The sequence below is a fragment of the Amphritea atlantica genome, assembly GCA_024397875.1.
Classification (GTDB): Bacteria; Pseudomonadota; Gammaproteobacteria; order Pseudomonadales; family Balneatricaceae; genus Amphritea; species Amphritea atlantica_B.
On sequence record CP073344.1, the window covers coordinates 1938848 to 1960139 of the forward strand.

At 50.0% G+C, this 21292-nt stretch carries 23 protein-coding genes; 1 reads left to right on the forward strand and 22 read right to left on the reverse strand.

The features are described 5' to 3' along the window. Positions 1-44 precede the first annotated feature (44 nt). The 17 genes from nhaC to KDX31_08920 all read right to left on the reverse strand — a co-directional run bounded on the left by nhaC (position 45) and on the right by KDX31_08920 (position 14991). On the reverse strand, positions 45-1556 hold the full coding sequence (nhaC, locus tag KDX31_08840; protein ID UTW05082.1) for a Na+/H+ antiporter NhaC: 1512 nt from the start codon (positions 1554-1556) through the stop codon (positions 45-47). Positions 1557-1875: 319 nt separating this feature from the next. Then, positions 1876-2280, reverse strand: a complete 405-nt coding sequence (locus KDX31_08845; GenBank protein UTW05083.1) for a secondary thiamine-phosphate synthase enzyme YjbQ — start codon at positions 2278-2280, stop codon at positions 1876-1878. Positions 2281-2361: 81 nt separating this feature from the next. Continuing rightward, the gene (locus KDX31_08850; GenBank protein UTW05084.1) at positions 2362-3462 is read right to left on the reverse strand and encodes a malate dehydrogenase; all 1101 of its coding nucleotides are present in this window, start codon (positions 3460-3462) and stop codon (positions 2362-2364) included. A gap of 471 nt (positions 3463-3933) precedes the next feature. Then, complete coding sequence (locus KDX31_08855; GenBank protein ID UTW05085.1) at positions 3934-4842, reverse strand: radical SAM protein; 909 nt, start codon at positions 4840-4842, stop codon at positions 3934-3936. A 2-nt stretch (positions 4843-4844) separates the two neighbouring features. Further along, the gene (locus KDX31_08860; GenBank protein UTW05086.1) at positions 4845-5627 is read right to left on the reverse strand and encodes a TatD family hydrolase; all 783 of its coding nucleotides are present in this window, start codon (positions 5625-5627) and stop codon (positions 4845-4847) included. Between the two features lie 14 nt (positions 5628-5641). Next, positions 5642-5992: a PilZ domain-containing protein gene (locus KDX31_08865; protein UTW05087.1), complete on the reverse strand. Its 351-nt coding sequence runs from the start codon at positions 5990-5992 to the stop codon at positions 5642-5644. A gap of 95 nt (positions 5993-6087) precedes the next feature. Then, positions 6088-7107 (reverse strand): DNA polymerase III subunit delta', encoded by a 1020-nt coding sequence (locus KDX31_08870; protein ID UTW05088.1) that lies wholly within the window; start codon positions 7105-7107, stop codon positions 6088-6090. After that, positions 7100-7738 carry a dTMP kinase gene (locus KDX31_08875; protein UTW05089.1) on the reverse strand — a complete coding sequence of 213 codons (639 nt, stop codon included), beginning with the start codon at positions 7736-7738 and terminating at the stop codon, positions 7100-7102. Before KDX31_08875 ends, KDX31_08870 begins: the two co-directional genes overlap by 8 nt. 45 nt (positions 7739-7783) lie before the next feature. Continuing rightward, entirely contained in the window at positions 7784-8815 is a 1032-nt protein-coding gene (gene mltG, locus KDX31_08880; protein UTW05090.1) for an endolytic transglycosylase MltG, read from the reverse strand. Further along, entirely contained in the window at positions 8815-9672 is an 858-nt protein-coding gene (gene pabC, locus KDX31_08885; protein UTW05091.1) for an aminodeoxychorismate lyase, read from the reverse strand. The genes mltG and pabC overlap by 1 nt, the downstream gene beginning before the upstream one ends. Positions 9673-9712: 40 nt before the next feature. Next, positions 9713-10951 carry a beta-ketoacyl-ACP synthase II gene (gene fabF / locus KDX31_08890; protein ID UTW05092.1) on the reverse strand — a complete coding sequence of 413 codons (1239 nt, stop codon included), beginning with the start codon at positions 10949-10951 and terminating at the stop codon, positions 9713-9715. 88 nt (positions 10952-11039) lie between these two features. Next, positions 11040-11273: an acyl carrier protein gene (gene acpP / locus KDX31_08895; protein ID UTW05093.1), complete on the reverse strand. Its 234-nt coding sequence runs from the start codon at positions 11271-11273 to the stop codon at positions 11040-11042. Between the two features lie 160 nt (positions 11274-11433). Beyond that, positions 11434-12177: a 3-oxoacyl-ACP reductase FabG gene (gene fabG / locus KDX31_08900; protein ID UTW05094.1), complete on the reverse strand. Its 744-nt coding sequence runs from the start codon at positions 12175-12177 to the stop codon at positions 11434-11436. A 23-nt stretch (positions 12178-12200) separates the two neighbouring features. Beyond that, a complete protein-coding gene (gene fabD, locus KDX31_08905; protein UTW05095.1) occupies positions 12201-13133 on the reverse strand; it encodes an ACP S-malonyltransferase in 933 nt (310 codons plus the stop codon). 107 nt (positions 13134-13240) lie between these two features. After that, positions 13241-14272 (reverse strand): phosphate acyltransferase PlsX, encoded by a 1032-nt coding sequence (plsX, locus tag KDX31_08910; protein UTW05096.1) that lies wholly within the window; start codon positions 14270-14272, stop codon positions 13241-13243. 2 nt (positions 14273-14274) lie between these two features. Continuing rightward, positions 14275-14457 carry a 50S ribosomal protein L32 gene (gene rpmF, locus KDX31_08915; protein UTW05097.1) on the reverse strand — a complete coding sequence of 61 codons (183 nt, stop codon included), beginning with the start codon at positions 14455-14457 and terminating at the stop codon, positions 14275-14277. 18 nt (positions 14458-14475) lie between these two features. Beyond that, on the reverse strand, positions 14476-14991 hold the full coding sequence (locus KDX31_08920; protein ID UTW05098.1) for a DUF177 domain-containing protein: 516 nt from the start codon (positions 14989-14991) through the stop codon (positions 14476-14478). A gap of 121 nt (positions 14992-15112) precedes the next feature. Here KDX31_08920 and maf point away from each other — a divergent pair, with 121 nt between their 5' ends. Next, positions 15113-15691, forward strand: a complete 579-nt coding sequence (gene maf / locus KDX31_08925; protein UTW05099.1) for a septum formation inhibitor Maf — start codon at positions 15113-15115, stop codon at positions 15689-15691. 123 nt (positions 15692-15814) lie between these two features. Here the strand turns inward: maf and KDX31_08930 are convergent, their stop codons facing one another. The 5 genes from KDX31_08930 to KDX31_08950 all read right to left on the reverse strand — a co-directional run bounded on the left by KDX31_08930 (position 15815) and on the right by KDX31_08950 (position 21243). Next, complete coding sequence (locus tag KDX31_08930) at positions 15815-16516, reverse strand: fumarylacetoacetate hydrolase family protein (protein UTW05100.1); 702 nt, start codon at positions 16514-16516, stop codon at positions 15815-15817. Between the two features lie 26 nt (positions 16517-16542). Further along, positions 16543-17574 (reverse strand): cupin domain-containing protein, encoded by a 1032-nt coding sequence (locus KDX31_08935; protein ID UTW05101.1) that lies wholly within the window; start codon positions 17572-17574, stop codon positions 16543-16545. Positions 17575-17598: 24 nt separating this feature from the next. Beyond that, the gene (gene maiA, locus KDX31_08940) at positions 17599-18240 is read right to left on the reverse strand and encodes a maleylacetoacetate isomerase (protein UTW05102.1); all 642 of its coding nucleotides are present in this window, start codon (positions 18238-18240) and stop codon (positions 17599-17601) included. 90 nt (positions 18241-18330) lie between these two features. Beyond that, complete coding sequence (locus KDX31_08945; GenBank protein ID UTW05103.1) at positions 18331-20247, reverse strand: TRAP transporter fused permease subunit; 1917 nt, start codon at positions 20245-20247, stop codon at positions 18331-18333. A 30-nt stretch (positions 20248-20277) separates the two neighbouring features. Further along, positions 20278-21243: a TAXI family TRAP transporter solute-binding subunit gene (locus KDX31_08950; GenBank protein ID UTW05104.1), complete on the reverse strand. Its 966-nt coding sequence runs from the start codon at positions 21241-21243 to the stop codon at positions 20278-20280. Positions 21244-21292: the final 49 nt, after the last annotated feature.

Sequence of the window (21292 nt, forward strand, 5' to 3'; positions counted from 1 at the left end):
CCCGGACAAAGCCGGGGTTTATCAGATGGCTGTTTTTCTCAGCGCTACACCACTACTTTCTTTTGAGCGAAACTGTCCTCTGCCATTTCAGTCGCTATAATCTCTCCCTGATGCTCCCACATGCGGCGCTCCTCCTCTGTCGCTTTAGGTGAGAACAACCCCGTCTGAGCATAGATCAGTCCGATCACCGGTGATAACCAACAGGCAAATGCCAACGGTATGTACAGCAGATTTTCTACATGACCATCCGCAATACCCAGTCCCAGTGCACTGATTACAAATGCACCACCGGCATTCCAGGGAATCAGTGGCGAAATAAGCGTACCACCCTCTTCGATTGCCCGGGAAAGGTTCAGCGTCGAATATCCCATACCCCGATAGATCGGCGCGTACATACGACCTGGCAGAGCGATTGACAGATAGGGATCGCCGGCAACAAGATTGGTCGAAATAGAGGTACAAACCGCTGCCGTCTGAACGCCTTTAAACCCTTTAATTCTGGTCATAATCGCTGCAATTATAGCTTCCAGGCAGCCAGTCTTCTCGAGTGCACCACCAAAACCCAGCGCAATCAGCACCAGCGAGATGGTCCACATCATTGACTGTATTCCGCCGCGATTCAGCAGGCTATCAATAGTGCTGATACCCGTATCAATTGAATAACCGCTATTGGCAAAGGTGAGCAACTGATGGATGCCAGCCCCTTGTGTGATCATCGCTGCAACGGCACCCGCCAGAACCCCGGCAAACAGTGATGGGATGGGCGGCATACGCTTAACGGCAAGCACGATCACCAGCAGCGCAGGTAATAGTAACCAGACAGAGATAGTGAAGTTTGCATCAAGCGCAGTCGTGATCGCATTAATTTTTTCAAATGATGCCCCGTCTCCATCGATCAGGGTAAACCCAGCTACCAGATAGATGAAAAAAGCGATCAGCATTGAGGGTATAGTAGTCGGCATCATGTTTTTGATATGGGAAAACACATCAGTGCCGGTAACAGCCGGAGCCAGATTAGTGGTGTCTGACAGTGGTGAAATTTTATCCCCGAAAAAGGCGCCGGAAACGACCGCACCTGCAGTCCAGTAAACCGGAATATCAAACCCCGCACCGATCCCCATCAGCGCAAGGCCCACGGTGCCAACCGTTCCCCAGGAGGTACCGAGGGAGAGGGATACAACCGAGCAAAGCACCATGGCTGCCGCCAGGAATATCTGCGGTGACAGCAATGTCAGGCCATAATAGATCAGCGTTGGCACAGTACCACTGGCGATCCAGACGCCGATAATCATACCCACGCAGATCAGCACCGAAACCGAGGGCAGTGAAACATGAATTACATGAAAAACCCCCTCCTCAATATCTTTCCATTTAAGCCCCAGCCGGATGCCCACTAAACCGGTTATCGCTAACCCAATGGCCAGTGGAATATGGGGGGTAAAATCACCGAAATAGAACAGCTGTATACCCAGCACCAGAAGGGTCAGGACAACCGGGATCAGAGCCAATCCCAGCCGAGGTTTTTTCACGTCAGAAACTTGCAGATGATCATTCATAAACGTATCTCTCTTCTGACAGATATCACAACACTCCACCAATCAGGCCAAAAGTCTGTTAGACCGGTGTTTATGAGACATTCCTGTTGATCAAATCTGAATATTATTTTTATTAGCCCAACCAGATTAATTATTAGACAATTAGACTAGGTTATGGCCCTAAAAACCTACATTTGATCAAATAAATGTCTATATATAATCTTTTAGATAGAGATTGAGACTAATCGTAGTGAAAAGAGGTTTTAAATATCAAAAAACAAAAGACTCTGATATGAACAACCAGTGAGATCAGAGCAGATATGCGGAGTTAATGGCCACCCTAACCTATATGCACGGCAACTGACCTTTTCTGATGGCCGTGACGATGCTCCCAGCAATAAACACCCTGCCAGATTCCCAGCATCAACTGCCCATTCTTGACCGGTATCGAGAGCGTAGTTGCCGTCAGGACTGCTTTGATATGAGCTGGCATATCATCCCGGCCTTCGAACACATGGGTATACAGCGGATCGCCCTCCGGTACCAAACGGTTCAGCCAGTTTTCAAGATCACGCTGAGCGCTTGGGTCTGCATTTTCCTGGATGGTGAGACTGGCGCTGGTATGCTGAATCAGCAGACTACAAAGCCCCTCCCGCACCGTGCTCCTGTTCAGTAAACGCCTGATCTCATCGGTAAATTCATATAATCCCTGTCCCCGGGTTTCTATGCTGATTATCTCTACCATCGGTATCTATCCATCATAAAAAAGCCCCGCCTGAAATGACTCAGACAGGGCTTTTTTTGAGTTTATCAGAAAGACCGGGGATCAGAGTACCCGGCTGTTATTGAGGAACTTACTTTCCTGGCTTGGCCCTGTTCCATCAGCATAGAGAGTCACACCGGACTTCAGGCAGATAGTAAGATTCATATGCGACTCTTCAGTCTCTTTTGGCAGCAGGTGTTCGACAACCGCCTTTTCCTCAAGCAACTCAAGCTCGGTAGCCGTCAGCTTCTTACGACTGAAATCACTGACCTCAAGACCGTGCACAATCTGATAACGACCATAGTTACAGCGCACCGGGAAGGAGAAGAAAACTCCTTTCTCAATACCATAACTACCATCACTCAGAATCCCCATGCTGACAATCTCACCCGGATCAGTACCCTGAGTCCAGTTATGCATCTGATCAACAATCGCCTGAGCTGCAGAGGCCGCACTTGATAAGCCGCGAGCTTTAATAATCTCGCTGCCACGCTCCTGCACCCGCGGAATAAATTCATTACGATACCAGGAGGTATCAATCTGTCCCATCGCTGGCTGACCGAACACCGTTGCATGATGCAGATCCGGATACTGAGTCGGAGAGTGGTTACCCCAGATAATGATATTCTGAATATCAAGTGCAGTGACACCACACTGACTGGCCAGCATACCCTTGGCACGGTTATGATCCAGACGCGTCAGACAGGTAAACTGAGAGGGGCTAAGCTTCGGCGCATTACGACTGGCAATCAGCGCATTGGTGTTTGCCGGGTTACCGGTCACCAGCACTTTTACATCGCGGTTGGCAAAGTCGTTAAGCGCCTTACCCTGACGGGCAAAGATCTCTGCATTCACTTCAAGCAGATCACTTCGCTCCATACCAGGCCCACGCGGCCGGGCACCGACTAACAACGCATAGTGACAGTTACTGAAGCCCTCTTCGACATTGTCGTGAAGGGTAATCGTGTGCAGCAACGGGTAGGCACAATCCTCAAGCTCCATAGCAACACCCCGCAGGGCTTCCATCGCGTCGGGAATCTCAATCAGCTGAAGAATAACCGGCTGATCGCGCCCCATCATCTCCCCTGCGGCGATTTTGAATAACAGGTTATAACTGATAGCGCCTGCAGCACCAGTTACAGCAATCCGTACGGGTCTTCTCATCTTTTATTACCTTTTGTTCTATGCTTATGAGAGCTTATACTTATACAAAAGTATAAAGCAATGAGTTTAGGATGTAACTACTTCAAAATACGGTATTTTTATAACCGATTGCTATATGGTTAGATTACAGCGAGTGCGATTCATAACGTTTGATATATAAAGGCAATTATAAATGAAGACAGCTTATTAGATGATGCCTAAAAAACACAAAACCTACTCTCAAAGCGTCCACCCTTATACTTTTAAATAAACCGGACGGCAGATCAATCAAATCAGCATACTGACGAAACACAGCACCCAGATGCCTGCAAAAATCGCCCGCCCTCTGCCTGGATACTCGATCCAGGACCTTGCGATTACAGGTTTACCAGAAACAGAATAAACACAGATTAGCAGATATCACCTCAGCGATATCAGAAGACCAGGATCCCGGCAGCTCTAAAAGCACCACGGATGAACAGATGAAAGGTATTACAGGCCGCGTTGATGATCCTGTCGGAGAAACACCCGCTCAGGCGTTTCAATTGCGGTCCGCAGCTGCCTGAGCATAGTATCAAGATCCCGGTTTAGAACGCCTTTCAGAACCAGAAAATTAGACGCATGATCACTGCGAAATATGGTGCTTGTCAGTTTGAGTTCAGACAGAAACAGCTCCATCTCCTGAAACAGCTGGCGCTGATTCAGGGCGTTAAAATCGCCACCAAACCCGTCGTGGACACGCTGATTTCCGCGTCGGGAAAACAGCACCAGAGTCGCGAGATATTCAGGCTGAACCGCGTTTATCAGCGTTGCCGACGCCCGGGCATGCTGCTCAGTCATACGCACACCCCCCAGACCATTGATCAGCATCACCGATGTTTTGATCCCCGCATGCCTGGCTTTAAGCAGCCCGTCAACAGTGCTCTGAAAGGTCTCGCCTTTATCAATGCAGCGCAACACATCATCATCGCCACTCTCCGCCCCGACGTAGATCAGTTTCAGCCCCAGATCACGAAGCACCTGAAGCTGTTCAACTGATTTATTCTTGAGGTTTGAAGGCAGCGCGTAAGCAGACACGCGGGTAACATCAGGCAGGTGGGTACGGATCGCTTCCAGAATCGTTTTAAGGCGCCGGAACGATAACACCATCGCATCACCGTCCCCGAGAAAAACTCTTCTTACACCGGGTAATTGCTGACCACAGCGAATAATCTCTTCAAGCAGCCGAGCTTCACTTTTGGGCTTAAATTGCTTCTGTGGATCGATATACATCTCACAGAAAGTACAACGGTTCCAGCTACAACCATTGGTCACCTGAAGAATAAGAGAGTTTGCCTCACTGGGCGGACGATACAGTGGCTCTATATAGCTTATCGGAGGGTTTACCAGAGACCGGTTCATTGTCAGCCAGTGACCGCTTTATTAAATATACGGTCGAAGTTATCGCTGGTTATCTCGGCCACTTCTTCGATCCGCAGACCTTTGATATCGGCAACACACTGCGCAACTTCGACAACATACTGCGGCTCATTGGGCTTACCACGATATGGCACCGGGGCCAGATAGGGAGAGTCTGTTTCGATCAACAGGTTTTCCATCGGAACCTGACGGACAACCTCACGGAGCTCTGCTGCATTACGGAAGGTGATGATTCCGGAAAAAGAGATCATGAAATTCAGGTCCATCGCCTGCCGCGCCATTTCCCAGTTTTCGGTGAAACAGTGCAACACGCCAGCGACGTCCGTATCAACGTGCTGACGTAATATGCTAATGGTATCTTCACGGGCATCACGGGTATGCACAATCACCGGTAAGCGCGCTTCAGCCGATGCTTTGAGATGGTTTACAAAGCTCTCCCGTTGCTGCTCTACTGTGTCTTTCTGGTAATAGTAATCCAGTCCGGTTTCACCCAGCGCAATCACATTTGCATCGGCGGCATAACCGAGCAACGTGGCGACTTCCGGGACCCCATCAGATACATGCAGCGGATGCACACCCGCCGACGCATAGACATTATCAAAGCGATTAACCGTCTCAAGCATCTCAGGCAGGTTTTGCAAATCGATAGCGACACACAGCATCCGGGAAACGTTCTTCCCGGTGGCGGCATCGATAACTGACTGAAGATCATTATTACAGGCAGACAGGTCGAGCCTGTCCAGGTGACAGTGAGAATCTACAAACATGGGGTAACTCAGAATTACATGGTATTGGTGCGTCGGCCCGAATTCAGCTGTGTCGCAATATAGGTTTCGATCTTGGAGATCAGCGTAGCATCATCCTGAGACAGCTGAATACCAATACCCGGTATTCGTCCTCCCTGAGCCGCACGCGGGGTGACCCAGATAACCTTGCCGGTCACCGGAATCTTGTCGTCTTCATCGATCAGACTTAGCAGCATAAACACCTCTTCGCCAAGCTGATAAGTTCGGGTAGTAGGAATGAATAACCCGCCATTTTTGATAAAGGGCATATATGATTTATAGAGATCTTCCTTGGTCTCAATTGCCAGGGAGAGAATTCCATGACTCATGCGGGGTACAACTGACATAGGCCGTATAGCCTCCCTAGTACTGATTTCATCCTAAATTGACACTGCCTATATCTTACTATCGCTTTATGCTGCTGTATATCCTGTCAGCCCAGTTAGTTAGCCCGCGGCAGTGAATACCATTCACTTAAAAGCTTCTCCATTAACAATTGCTTATTCGGATTACGACGAAACATCAGATCCTTGCGCGCAGCCTGTACCTGATCAGCAAAGCGGTAGAGTTTCCGACTGCTGACTTTACGCGCCAGTGCCAGCAGCATATTTTTGGCATCTGCGTGCCGCAACAATTCAGGATCAGCCTGCCCCTCGGCAGACCTGGCGATATCGACTGTCCAGCTATAGACCCAGCCAAGCACCAGCTCAAGATCTTCTTTATACAGCGACTGTGCCACCTCAACAGCGCTACTGCGACTTTTCAGAATATCTGCCAACCCCTTGAGAACTTTGGCCCGCAGCCCCAGAAGGTCGTCCTGCTTATACGCCAGCGCCTGCAGTGGAGAGTTATGAGCAATGACTAACAGCTGAGCGGCTTCTGAGGCGTCAACTTCAAGCTGAGTAGCAACCCACTGGGTTGCCAGCGGTATATCCGCTGGCGGCATATCAACCCGCTGGCAACGACTCTTAATGGTCGGCAGCATCTGCCCTAAACGATGGGTCAGAAGCATCAGCAACGTGTTCGAGCCCGGCTCTTCCAGCATTTTCAGCAGAGCGTTGGCAGCATTGATGTTCATACTGTCGGCAGGATCGATAATCACTACACGATAACCACCCTGCTGCGCGGTGGAGTAGATAAAGTCGGTCAGCTCTCGGATCTGGTCAATCTTTATCGGCTTCCCCGGCTCGTCGGGCTTAAGCTGATAGAGATCCGGATGACCACCACTTCCGGTCAGCTCACAGCTACGACAGTGCCCGCAAGCCGCGCCCCCCTGTGGATTGCGGCAAAGCACATAATTCGCCAGCGCCAGCGCAAAGCAGGCTTTACCGATCCCCTCGGGGCCATTAATCAGCAGCGCATGGGGAAAACGGTTCTGCGCTTTCAGTTCAAGAAGGTATTCCCACCGGCCTTTCAGCCAGGGCAATACTACTGGTCGATCCTGCCAGAGTGAATCACTCACCAGCCTGCTCCTGAAGGTAACGTTCAAGCACCGCAGCGATCTGCTGCTGCACCTGCTCCAGCGTGCCTGAAGCATCGATCACCGCAAAGCGTTCTGGATCTGCCGCAGCGCGTTCCAGATAGGCGTCTCTAACCTGCTCGAAGAAAGCCATTCGCTCATTTTCAAAGCGATCCAGATCACCGCGCTGGCGGGCACGGGCCAGACCAATATCAACCGGCAGATCGAGCAGGATAGTCAGATCGGGTTGCAGGCCTCGCTGAACCATGGTCTCAAGCTGGCCGATCATCACTTTACTGAGCCCCCGTCCACCGCCCTGATATGCGAAGGTGGCATCGGTAAAGCGATCGCAAAGCACCCAGCGGCCTTCAGCCAGCGTTGGGCGAATGACCTGCTCAAGGTGTTGCGCACGCGCGGCAAACACCAACAATAACTCCGCATCGTCAGCCACGTCCTCATCACGATTAGCCAACAACAGTTCACGTACCTGTTCAGCCAGCGGTGTACCGCCGGGCTCACGGGTCAGCTGATAACGGATCTGATGCTGCTGCAATACAGATTCAATAAATCTGAGATTAGTCGACTTTCCAACCCCTTCGGTACCTTCCAGTGTAATGAAACGGCCTGTACTCATGCTTTCCAACTCATCTAATCAAACAAATACTTAATGGCACCGGAGTTATTGATCCGGACTGGAGCGATAATCACTCCGACGCTTTAACTGATACTGCCTGACCGCCCTGTTGTGTTCTGCCAGGGTAGCCGAAAACTGATGACTGCCATCCCCCTTAGCCACAAAGTACAACCACTTCTCTTTTGCAGGGTGCAAAGCGGCGCGGATCGCTTCCCGTCCGACCATCGCGATCGGTGTCGGTGGCAATCCACTGATAGTATACGTATTGTAAGGGCTGGGCCGGCGCAGATCCGCACGGCGGATATTTCCCTTATAGCGCTCCCCCATACCATAAATCACCGTGGGATCAGTCTGTAACTTCATACCTTTATTCAGACGCTGAACAAAAACACCGGCAATCGTGGGTCTCTCGCTGCTCAGCGCAGTCTCTTTTTCTACAATTGAAGCCATAATAAGCGCTTCATAAGCAGACGTATAGGGTAGCTCTTCAGCCCTCTCCTGCCAGGCCTTATCCAGCTCAGAGGATAGTAATGCATTGGCACGCTTGAGCAGATCGAAATCGCTCATACCCCGGTGAAACTGGTAAGTGTCTGCAAGAAACATCCCTTCAGGGTGCTGCCCTTCAAGCCCCAGAGAGGCCATTAACTGGGCATCACTCTGATCTCCCAGAGTAATTTTAACTTGCGGGTTTAGTTTAAGCTGCTCTCGTAACTGTTTGAAAGTAGAGCCCTCTACAATAGTAAAATTGTATGAAATGATTTTTCCTTCAACCAGCTGCGCAAGCAGGGTTCTGGGTGTCGTGCCGGGAAGCAACTCATACTCACCCGCTTTCAGGAGATGACCTGCTTTTTTTATGCGAACAAAAAAACCAAACCAGTCAGGCTTCTCCATAACCCCTTCAGCAGCAAGCCGACCGGCAACCCGGTTAAAGCTACTGCCCGGCTCAACCATAATAATCTGGGACTGCGTAAGGTTCAGCGGAGCATCAAGATAGGACTGCAATGATCGCCACCCACCATACGCAAATGCCACAACCACAAGCAGAGTAATAACAAAAGAGACAACAACTTTACGCACTAATAAATTCCTTCAGCGGACAACCGGGACTGCAACATACGGGTAATCGGTCCGACTCCCCATTGCGGATACTGGCGCAGATCACAGTTAAGTCGGGTAACCGGCCAGATAGCGATAATGCTGTTACAGACAAAAACTTCATCGGCATCAGCAAGTGAATCCGGTGTATACAAACCTTCATGAACGACTATGCCATTTTGCTCAGCGATACTGATTATTTTCTGGCGAACTATTCCTTTAACGCCGCACCGGTCAAGCCGAGGGGTATAGAGATTACCTCCCTGTGACCAGAACAGGTTACTCATGGTTCCCTCAACCAGAAACCCCTCACCATCCAACACCACACCTTCGCGAATGCGGGCATCATTCCACTCCGCCCGGGCCAGAACCTGCTCAAGCCGGTTAAGGTGCTTCATGCCAGCCAGCTGAGGTGATAACGCAAGTCGCGTCTGACACTGAGTCACTGCAACGCCCTTCTGAGAAGGCTGATCAGGATATTCAGGAAAGGGATTCAATTGAACGATCCGGTTGATCGGGACAGCCTCATCAACAGCATATCCACGTCCACCGCATCCACGGGTGATGGTTATCTTCAGAACCTGGCGCTGAGGAACATTCTGCTGCAAGCCGAGAAGCGCTATCAGGTCCTGCTCGAGCAGCTGTTGAATATTGACGGGCAGAGGGATCGCAAGACGTTTAGCGCCCTCTGTGAGCCGCTCAAGATGATCCTGCCATGCAATGGGAACAGACAGATTAACGGCGACGGTTTCGAACAGGCCATGTCCATAAGCAAGCCCCCGGTCAGTAACCGGAAGAGACTGCTCTGACAGACCGTTAATAAGAATATAGGATCTCATAGGGAGGGAGTACGGGCGCGCTCAGAGCGCGCCCGTATACTCAGATCTTACGGAATACCAGGGTACCGTTGGTACCACCGAAACCGAAAGAGTTGGATACCGCTGCCTCAATCTCCGCTTCCTGAGCCGTATGCGCTACATAGTTCAGGTCACAACCTTCAGACGGGTTATCCAGATTTATGGTCGGCGGAGCCACCTGATCCCGGATAGCCAATACTGAAAAGATCGCTTCAACCGCACCGGCAGCCCCTAACAGGTGACCGATCATGGACTTGGTTGAACTCATACGAACATTTTCAGCAGCATTACCCAATACCAGCTTAGCGGCATTGGACTCGGCAATATCCCCCGCAGGTGTTGATGTGCCATGGGCGTTAATGTAATTAATCTGATCCGGATTAAGCCCCGCATCTTTAATTGCATTAGCCATCGACATCGCAGCACCAGCACCATCTTCCGGCGGGGATGTCATATGATAAGCATCATCACTCATACCAAAGCCCACCAGTTCAGCATAGATCTTAGCGCCACGGGCTTTAGCTGCTTCGTACTCTTCGAGCACAATCACCCCGGCGCCATCGCCAAGAACAAAGCCATCACGGTCTCTGTCCCATGGTCGGCTGGCAGCCTGTGGATCATCATTACGGGTAGACAGCGCCCGCGCAGCAGAGAAACCACCAACACCCAAAGGCGTGGTTGCCATCTCAGCGCCGCCGGCAATCATCACATCCGCATCACTGTTCTGAATCATCCGGGCAGCAAAACCGATATTATGAGTACCGGTTGTACAGGCCGTAGTGATGGCAATATTTGGCCCCTTAAAACCATATTTGATCGCCAGATTACCTGAGATCATATTGATAATACTGCCGGGGACAAAAAACGGCGAAATCCGCCGCGGGCCACTTTTATTAAGGATATCGTGGGTCGCCTCAATCATCGGCAAGCCACCAATCCCTGAACCAATTGCTACACCGATACGGGGAGCATTTTCTTCGGTCACATCCAGTGCGGCATCTTCAACTGCCTGAATAGCAGCAACCATACCGTACTGAATGAACAGATCCATTTTTCGCGCGTCCTTAGGGCTCATATAAGCACTAAGATCAAACTCTTTAACAGAGGCGGAAAAACGAGTACCAAACGGCGTAGGATCGAAGTGGGTAATTTCTGCTGCGCCACTTTTACCGTTAAGAATATTGGTCCATGTCTCCTGGACAGTGCTACCTACCGGGGTCAGCATCCCCATACCAGTAACAACGACTCTTCTGCGAGACATCAAAATCCTCCTGGTTTACCGGTCTAACAAAAGAAAAGCCGCACTATATCACTATAGTTGCGGCTTCTCGGTAATCTGGGTGAGTCGATTACTGATGTGCGTTAATGTAATCGATTGCCAGCTTAACAGTAGTGATCTTCTCTGCTTCTTCATCAGGAATTTCAGTTTCGAATTCCTCTTCCAGAGCCATAACCAGCTCTACAGTATCCAGAGAGTCTGCACCCAGGTCTTCAACGAAAGAAGCTTCAATAGTCACTTCTTCTTCTTTCACACCAAGCTGTTCAGCAATGATTTTCTTTACGCGCTCTTCGATGTTGCTCATAACTCTTCCTATTATTTATCGACATCCACACCCGAAGATGTGAACAGGGATTTTATTAGAATCCGCCGCTATGGATCAAGCCTGACGGCGACATTTCTCCAGTGAGCTGCGGCTCATTATCAACACTTTTGCAAAAAAAACAATTCCCTAGGGAAAATCTTTACGACATATACATGCCGCCGTTGACATGGATCGTGTCTCCGGTGACATATCCGCCGGCATCGCTGGCTAAAAAACCAACAACAGCAGCGATCTCTTCAGGCTGCCCTAAGCGGCCCATCGGGATCTGTTTTTGTAGCGTTTCCTTGTGCTCTTCAGGCAACCCGCTGGTCATATCTGTATCGATAAAACCGGGAGCTACACAGTTAACGGTGATATTACGAGAAGCCACTTCACGAGCCAGCGCCCGACTAAAGCCCTCCATGCCCGATTTGGCTGCGGCATAGTTTGCCTGGCCCGCATTACCCATTGAAGCGACCACAGATGAAACATTGATGATGCGGCCCCATCGCGCTTTAGTCATGCCGCGCAAACAGCCCTTGACCACACGATAGACAGATTTGAGATTGGTATTCAGAACAGAATCCCACTCATCTTCTTTCATACGTAACATGATGTTATCGCGGGTGATGCCAGCATTATTAACGATGATCGTTACCGCACCAAACTGGTCCTGAATACTTTTCAGCACTTCATCAACGGACTCATTTGAACCGACATCAAGACATAAACCGGCGCCATTTACGCCCGCATTCTTAAGGTATTCTGCAATAGCAGCTGCACCGTTATCACTGGTAGCCGTGCCAACAACCACAGCACCCTGACGACCCAGCTCCAGCGCGATCGCCTTACCGATACCCCGAGTAGCACCAGTAACCAGTGCAACCTTGCCTTCGATACTCATATTCTTTTCCTTTAATTCAGAGATTACGCGCTGAGCGCCTTCTCAAGACCTGCAGGGTCATTAATCGCAGCAACTGCCAGAGTACGCTGAACTTTCTTATTCAACCCGGACAGCACTTTACCCGGACCACACTCAACGGTGCTTTCAATACCCTGCTGAATCATATTTTGCACTGAATCGGTCCACAGAACCGGACTGTAAAGCTGTGCCAGCAGGTTATCAACCAGCTCATCCACACTGACAGGCTCTTTGGCGGTAAAGTTCTGAACCACTTTGATGTCAGGCATGCTGATGTCAATTTTCTTTAACTCTTCAGCCATTTGCACTGCCGCAGGCTTCATCAGCACGCAGTGTGAAGGAACACTGACCGGCAAAGGAATTGCGCGCTTAGCGCCAGCCTCTTTACAGCCTTCAATCGCACGTTCAACCGCAGCCTTATTGCCGGCAATGACCACCTGCCCGGGACAGTTAAAGTTAACCGGCGAAACCACTTCATCACCTGCAGCGGCAACACAGGCCGCCTGAATAGCATCATCAGCCAGGCCAAGAATCGCAGCCATCGCACCGGTTCCGGCCGGAACCGCTTGCTGCATAAATTCACCGCGCAGCCGAACCAGGTTTACCGCATCTTTAAAGCCGATAGCACCCGCACAGACCAGAGCGGTATACTCTCCGAGACTATGCCCTGCCATCATTTCCGGCACAGCACCACCCTGCTGCTGCCAAAGACGCCATAAGGCCACACCAGCTGTAAGCAGAGCGGGCTGAGTGCGGTCGGTTTGATTCAGATCAGCTTCAGGACCATTCTGAGTCAATTCCCAGAGATCATAGCCCAGCACTTCAGAAGCTTCGGCAAAGGTTTCCTGAATAACAGAGTGTTCTGCGGCCAGTTCAGCCAGCATCGCCAGGTGCTGAGAGCCCTGACCGGGAAAAACAAAAGCGAGGGGTTGTGGCATTGTTACCTCAATGTACAGATAAACGCATAACAATTTAAAGGACGTAGTTTACAGGAATCGTTATGAATTAAAACGTTTGTCTTTTTGTTCAGATATTTATTGAAACGTCAGCCGATCTGCGATTCAAGCTGACGATTGATACTGCCGGGAACATCCATCCTGACCTCCGCGACAGCCTGATCAATTGCATAGCCAAAGCACTTGCGGTTTGCAGAACCATGGCTCTTCACCACAATCCCCTGCAATCCGAGCAGACTCGCCCCATTACGCCGAGCAGGATCGATATGCGCACGAATCTCCTCAAGCACCGGACGGACCAGCATCGCCATTAGCCGACGTAAAAGAGAGCGGTTAAAGCTAACCCGTAACTGGCGACCAATCAAACGCGCCACCCCCTCACTACTCTTCAAGGCGATATTACCGACAAAGCCATCGCATACGACCACATCTACTTTGCCGGTAAAGATATCATCGCCCTCAATAAAGCCAACGTAGTTCAGCCCACCATGCTCACGAATCAGCCGAGATGCCAGTTTAACCTGCTCATTCCCTTTAATCTCTTCCGCTCCGACATTCAGCAGCCCCACACGTGGCTCTGAGATCGCTTCAACCGCCCGAGTCATCACCGACCCCATAATAGCGAACTGCAACAGATGTTCGGCGCTGCAATCGACATTAGCACCCAGATCCAGCATATAACTGACACCGCAATCTGAAGGAATCGCAGTAATAATAGCCGGACGATCAATCCCCGGAAGCATTTTCAGGGTAAAACGGCCTAACGCCATTAGCGCACCCGTATTCCCCGCACTGACACAGGCCTGAGCACTGCCTTCAGCCACCTGAGTGATAGCACGGAACATCGATGTGTCTGCCCGCTTGCGCAACGCATGAGAGGGCCGTTCATCATTGGCTATAACATTCTCAGCATCAATAACGGTGAGGCGCGACAACAGGGATTTATCAGAACGTTTAGTTAACGCCTTGGCTAACAACGGCGCGATAACAGCTTGCTGACCGACCAGTTGCAGGGTCAGCTGAGGGTGACGCTTTAAAGCATCTACTGAGGCGGGAATAACAACGCGGGGACCGAAGTCCCCGCCCATCGCGTCAATCGCGATGCAAAAGCTGTCAGACAAGCTTACTCGTCGTCTTGCTGTGCAACAACCTGCTTACCACGGTAGAAACCGTCAGCACTTACGTGGTGACGACGGTGAGTTTCACCAGTAGTTGCTTCTACGGAAAGAGTTGGGTTGCCCAGTGCATCGTGTGAACGACGCTGTCCGCGACGTGAACGAGTTACTTTGCTCTTTTGTACTGCCATGGGTATATAGCTCCTATTTCACTTATCAGCCTTCAGTGAGGCTAATACACTGAAAGGGTTCGGTTTATCAGTTTCATTGTCAGTCGTAGCCGCTTCACCGAAGGAAGTCTGCACGCTGCAGTCGTCATGAAATGGCACAATAGGAAGCGACAGAATCAACTCCTCTTCCACCATCGGTAACAACTCCAGCTCATCACCCGCTACAATCAGATGATCATAGTACCTGGGTAGATTCTTTGCATGCTCCTCAGTAGGAGCAATAGCCAAATTGAACTTCGCTTCGATGTCGATCTCAACTGGCTCAAGACAGCGCTGACAGGCCATATTAACCTGAGTAACAGCAGTGCCTTTTATGGTACGGATACGCAGTTCATCAAGATCAAACTGCAGATCAACGGAGACTTTTCCCTGCGAATCAGTCAGCATTGTGACCAGATTTGGCAGCAGAGCAAGCTCGGCGTCACCTTCAATCCGTACTCCCCGATCAGCAAGCTTACGCGGGTCAATTTTCTTTGGTAATGGGGCGTTCGACATAAGCGCGCAATTCTAGGGATCAAAAACCAGTCTGTCAAAGGAAATAAGGCTTTTAAAGCGAAAAAAACAGGCTAATATCTGCAGCTTAGCGTAACCCTTACTGTTTTGGAGAAAATCAGGCATGACCCGGCTAATTCTGGCATCCAGCTCACCATTCAGAAAAGCGATTCTGGATAAAATCAACCTTCCCTACGCGGCAGTGTCTCCTGATATCGATGAAACACGATTCGAATCGGAAACACCACAACACTATGTTGCCCGCCTATCCAGAGAAAAAGCCGAAGCACTTCGGGCAGAGTATCCGGATGCACTGATTATCGGTTCCGACCAGACTGCCATTATTAATGGAGAAACCATCGGCAAACCCGGAAACTTTGACAACGCATTTCGACAGCTGTCGGATGCATCGGGCAGGAAAATCACATTCCTGACCGGATTAACCCTGCTAAACAGCAGCAACGGCGTCTGCGAAACCGATGTGGTTCCGTTTCATGTTCACTTCCGGACACTGACACCAGAAATGATTGAGAACTATCTGAAAGCGGAACAACCTTATAACTGTGCCGGTAGCTTCAAATCTGAAGGGATGGGTATCGCCCTCTTTGAGAAACTAGAGGGTGAAGACCCTAATACCCTGATCGGACTACCTTTAATTCGCCTGATTCTGATGCTTGAAAACCAGGGTATCAGGATTATCTAAGACAATGTCTGAGAGAATAAACTTTGCAACTCAACATTGTGCTCAGCTCATTTGGTAGAGTCACCCGGCGCATTTAGCTCCAGTAATCAGCAGAGTAATGGAGCTAAATAGGAATACACTGTTTTATGCAGTGATATTCAGGTCTATCTCGCCAACCCCATCGATGTAACCGGTGATCTTATCGCCGATAACAACTGAACCTACACCTTCAGGTGTGCCTGTGTAGATCAGATCTCCTGGCTGCAGATGGTAGAACTTCGACAGGTGTGCAATCACCTCCCTGACATTCCAGATCAGCAGATTAAGATCTGATGACTGTTTTACGTCACCATTCACTGCCAGCTCAATACTACCTTCAGTTAAAACACCGGTTTCAGCTTTAGGAACAATCGGTGACAGTATTGCTGATTGTTCAAAATCCTTTCCCAGATCCCAGGGACGCCCTGTCTCTCTTGCTTTCAGTTGCAGATCACGACGGGTCATATCAAGCCCACAGGCATAGCCAAAAATCAGATCATCGGCATCTGCCTCACTGACCTCAAAGCCCGCTTTATCGATAGCAACTACAAACTCCATCTCATAGTGATAGTTAGCCGTTTGCGGGGGATATGAAATAGTCGCTCCACTGGGAACTATTGAGCTTGGGTGCTTAAGAAAATAAAACGGTTCCTGTGTTGTCTTATCGACCGTGACGCCCATCTCCGTCGCGTGGGCAAGGTAGTTACGGCCAACACAGAAAATACGGTTAACCGGGAACAACGCATCGGATCCCTGAACGGGTGCCAGAACAGGTTCGTTTGCTGGAAATAGCAGATTATTAGACATAATGATTCTCCGTTGAGAAATGAAAATTAATAGATACCGAGATAGCGATGCAGCGGTGCGTCATCGGCAGTAATGAGAAATGCAGGAGTCGTCTCAGAGAGGTTCTGTAGAACGATGTCGCTATAGCCAGGGGCACACAAAGTATCTCTCTCCTGCCACGCTTTACGATCTTGACAATCAACCTCTAATGCCCCCATACCCTCGACTATGTGAAACACACAGGCACTGGTACGTTTCGGCAAATTAATTGTTTCACCTGGCCGCAGCATGATTGCGCCAAAGCCGATACTCGGAAACAGGCTTGCTCCGTTTTCAGGATTAACATAGGCGATGCGCAATAACCCGCTGTCGTAATGTTGTGCCATTTCAAGCAGGCAGCTCCGTGTTTTTGCCCAGGGATAGCGCAACATTGGAGAGTCCTGACTCTCTCTCTGAAAGTCGATCTCAGGCACCACACCCGCGGATGAATACTCCGCAAATGATTTATCACGCTCGCAACTGAGTGTTTGCGGGGCGCCTTCTATCGCCCATGAACCTTCCAGTTGGTAAATCAGCGGTAGATCCAGGATATCAAGCCAGATAATAGGATCTTCACCGTCGTGACGGTGCTCATGCCACTTACCCGAGGGTGTTAAAATAAGATCTCCCCGCTCCATAATGCAGGGCTCACCATCAACGATGGTCGACGCGCCCTCGCCTTCGACGATGATCCTTACCGCATTAGGTGTATGTCGATGATTTGGGGCGGTTTCATTTTTTAGTATGAGCTGAAGCCCCATATAGATACTGGGCGTAGCCTGCATGTTAGTAAGGCCATGGCCTGGATTAGATAACACCAAGACCCGGCGTTCAGCTTTTTCCATCGGCGTCAGATCTCCCGCTTCAATCAGCAGCGGACGCAGTTGTCCAAACGCCCATAGCTGCGTGTCTGTTTTCCGGGTTGGCACGTTATACGGCAGTACTGCCCGCATGCTTGGCCACAGGGGGACCAGGTTCAATTCGGTTAACCGATCCCGATAGGATTGCGGCAGATCGTCCAATGTACCTAAAGCATTCATGTTCACATTCCTCATTATTTAGAATCAGTCGACATAGTCGGGTTGCTCGGAAGGGGCTGCTTTTTTAAATACGGAATGCTGCAAGCAGTGTTCATAAACAGCCATCATCCTGGGATAACCGCTCAGGTCGCAACCAAACCGAAGTGCATTCGCTACCTGAGGAACAAGGCAGCAATCCGCCAAAGTCGGCGTATCACCAAAACAATAGATACCACTGCCTGCTCTGCACAAGAGGGATTCCAGTGCAGCACATCCCTCACCAATCCAGCGTTTGTACCAGTCTGCTTTTTGTTGATCGGTGACTTCCAGCTCTTTTGTCAGGTGCCCTAAAATTCGCAGATTATTGACCGGGTGCATATCGCAGGCGATCAGATAAGCCACCTCTAATACCCGGGCCTTTAATTCGATATCGTCAGGAATTAAGCGAACAGATGGAAACCGGTCATCGAGATACTGAATGATGGCCAGAGACTGACTCAGGCTTCGTCCATCATCCTCAACCAGTAAAGGAACACTTTTGGCGGGATTCAGTGCGACATAATCCGCGGATGACTGCTCCCCCTGCCTCAGATTGATCCCCTGATGGGTATAGTCCAGCCCCTTCAGTGCCATTGCGATACGCACCCGGTATGAGGTTGAACTATTAAAAAAATTATAAAGTTGCATCAAACACTCCTTAGCCTGAGTGCTCTCTGGGCGTGACGAGCTCTTCCCGTGGGGGAATCATTCAGCACCAGAGAGATAGGTTAAATTAATTCAGGTTTTTTGCGACTGCAGTGCAGCCTGCTTCTTCGAGCAGTAATTCACGGAATAAAGCAGCAGTAGCAATAATAGTCCCGCCAACTTAATGATGATGAAGGTGTTATCGCCGAGATTGGGCAACAGATAGAAACCACCAATAACAATGAACACTAATCTGGAGATAGTATTCAACCGATTTCCAAGGTAGCCAGCGAAGCCAACAGAAACAGCCCAGACACCAATTAGTACACTGACTATTGTGATGGTAATATCCAGAGGTTCACCGATGAGCAGCAACGACGGCGAAGCGACGAAGAGGAAAGGCACGATGTACGCTGTCCAGCCGAGACGCATGGATGTGAGTGCGGTTTTTATCGGATCTGCTTTTGCTATACTTGCGGCGAAAAATGCACCAATTGCAATCGGCGGGGTCACCATCGACATCATCCCCAGATAAAAGATGAACAGATGTGCCGCTATAGGCTCAACACCAACCTGTATCAGCGAGGGTGCAACCAGCACAGCAAGCAGCAGGTAGACACCGACAGTAGGCATCCCCATGCCAAGTACAATGCAGACGATTGCCGAGATCAGTAGTAGCAGGAATAGATTCCCTTCACCCAAACCAACCAGGTAGTAGGTCAAACCAAAACTCAGACCGGTAATATTCAGAATACCGATAATAAAGCCTGCGGCCGCACCAATCATGATGATATCAACAATCGAGTGGCCGGTTTCTTCAAGCGACGCCCAGATATCACTGCCCTTCATACGCTTGCCTTTGTATCCAAACATTATACCTACCACTAAGGCACCTAATGCTCCCCATAAAGCTGCCGTTTCTGGACGCTGATTAAAACTGAACAGCGCCAAAATAACTGCAGCAAAAGGTATAACAAACACCCAGCCTTGACTGAAAACCTCTCTTTTAGTTGGGATCAGCTCAGGATCGATCGGTTTGATATTCTCTTTTGCAGCTTCCAGGTCTACCTGTATATAAAGCGAGGCGTAATAAAGAACAGCAGGCACTAATGCGGCAAGCACCACCGCGCTGTAACTGATCTGCAGAAATTCAGCCATCAGGAAAGCAACCGCCCCCATCACCGGCGGCATAATCTGCCCGCCAGTGGAGGCGACCGTTTCAATCGCCGCAGCCGTATGTGGCTTAAAGCCACCCTGCTTCATCATCCGGATGGTGACAACGCCGGTTGCCACAATATTGGATACGACAACACCTGAAATTGAACCAAACAGAGCCGAAGCGATGGTTGCGATTTTACCCGATCCACCCTTGCTCCGCCCCATTAGCGCCATCGCCAGATCATTAAAAAAATCTGCGCCGCCTGACTTCAGTAACAACTGACCAAACAGGATAAAGCCAATCACGATGGTTGCCGCTACCCCCAGAGTCAGCCCCAGCATACCGTTGGTGTCGACCCCCAGATACACTATCAGGCGATCCGCATCCAGGTGTCGTGTTTGTAGCGCGCCAGACAGGTTATGCCCCAATAATGCAAAACCGATAAAGAGCAGGACGACGATAACCAAAGACAGCCCTACCACTCTGCGCAAGCCTTCAAGCACCAGTCCAAAGAGGACAGTAGAGACAATCAAGGCATCTAACGGCAGGTCCAACTGTCGCTCAACCAATACTGGATATTCAAACGCCAGGTAGATGCCGGCGCTGAAGCCAATTGCGCCCAACAGGGAATCTGAATATCGCTTAACACCATCTTTCTGTGGTTTTATAAATATCAGTGCGAGACTAGTTGCCAGCACCACAGCAAGATATTGCTCAGTGTAAATTGCTATACCCATCCGGCTGAACGAGTCAGACGCAAAGGCGATGGCAGCCAGAGCGATACCTGCGCTAAGCAGGGCCCGCAAAGTAGACAGACTGACCAGTTGTCGAAATGAAAGTGCCGATTTCATGGCAAGGTCCTCAGGTTATCGGTTTAATTATTATTCCTGCCATAGACCATGTTCCTTCAAATAACGCAGGGCACCAGGGTGATACTCAACACCCGGATAAGCCTTGTTAGCAGCACTGACATTCATTCCACGAAAAACCGGAAACAGCTTCACTAGTGCTTCCTTATTGCCCAGAATAGACCCGACTAACTTATAAACGTCGTCATCAGATACCTCTGCATTAACCACCAGTACATTATCCCAGGTCAGCATCGCTATCGGCTCTTCAATACCCACCAGATGTGGCGCAGGTTTAACGTCTGAGAAGTAGAAAGCAGGACGTATTTTCAACATCGCTTGTTTCGCCTTTTCATCGTTGTTCAGGGGAAGAAACTTCACCCCACCCACGGCAGCATTAACTTCAGCCACTTTAGGTCCTCCAATGGCAAAATAAGTGGCATCAATACGCCCGGACGAAAGATTATCTGCAGCCCTGATAAGATCGGGAACCGGTACCTGATCAACGTCATCCCAGGTCAGGCCTCCGGTAGCCAGCATAGCGCTCATATGTGAACGCCCAATTGGAAACGCATTCCATCCGGCAGCGACTTTTTTACCCGCCAGATCTTCGATGCGATTAATCCCGGAATCCTTTCGAACAAAGATACCAATCGGTTGTGGGCTGATGCGTAAAGCAATACGCAGATTCTGACGCTTACGGCCTCCTGCGTAATCCCCTTCACCCGATACGGCAACGATGACATCGTTAACGTCGTTTATGGCAAACTCAGCCAGCCCCTGATCAACCGCATCCATCATGGCGCGATTACCGCTGTAGGGTTGCACTATGACATTCTGCCCTGTCTCTGACCGGGCTACATTGGCAATGGAGTTGCTCATGGTATTCCACACGGAACCCTGCGGCGGAGAGGCAATGGACAGCATTTGAGCAGATGCAGTGACCGAACAGAGTGTCACGGTGCAGGCAGCAACCAGTGGTATTAGTAACTTTTTCATAATAGTTTCCCGATAGTTATATTTATTGTGTTGGGCTTTTCCCGACTGA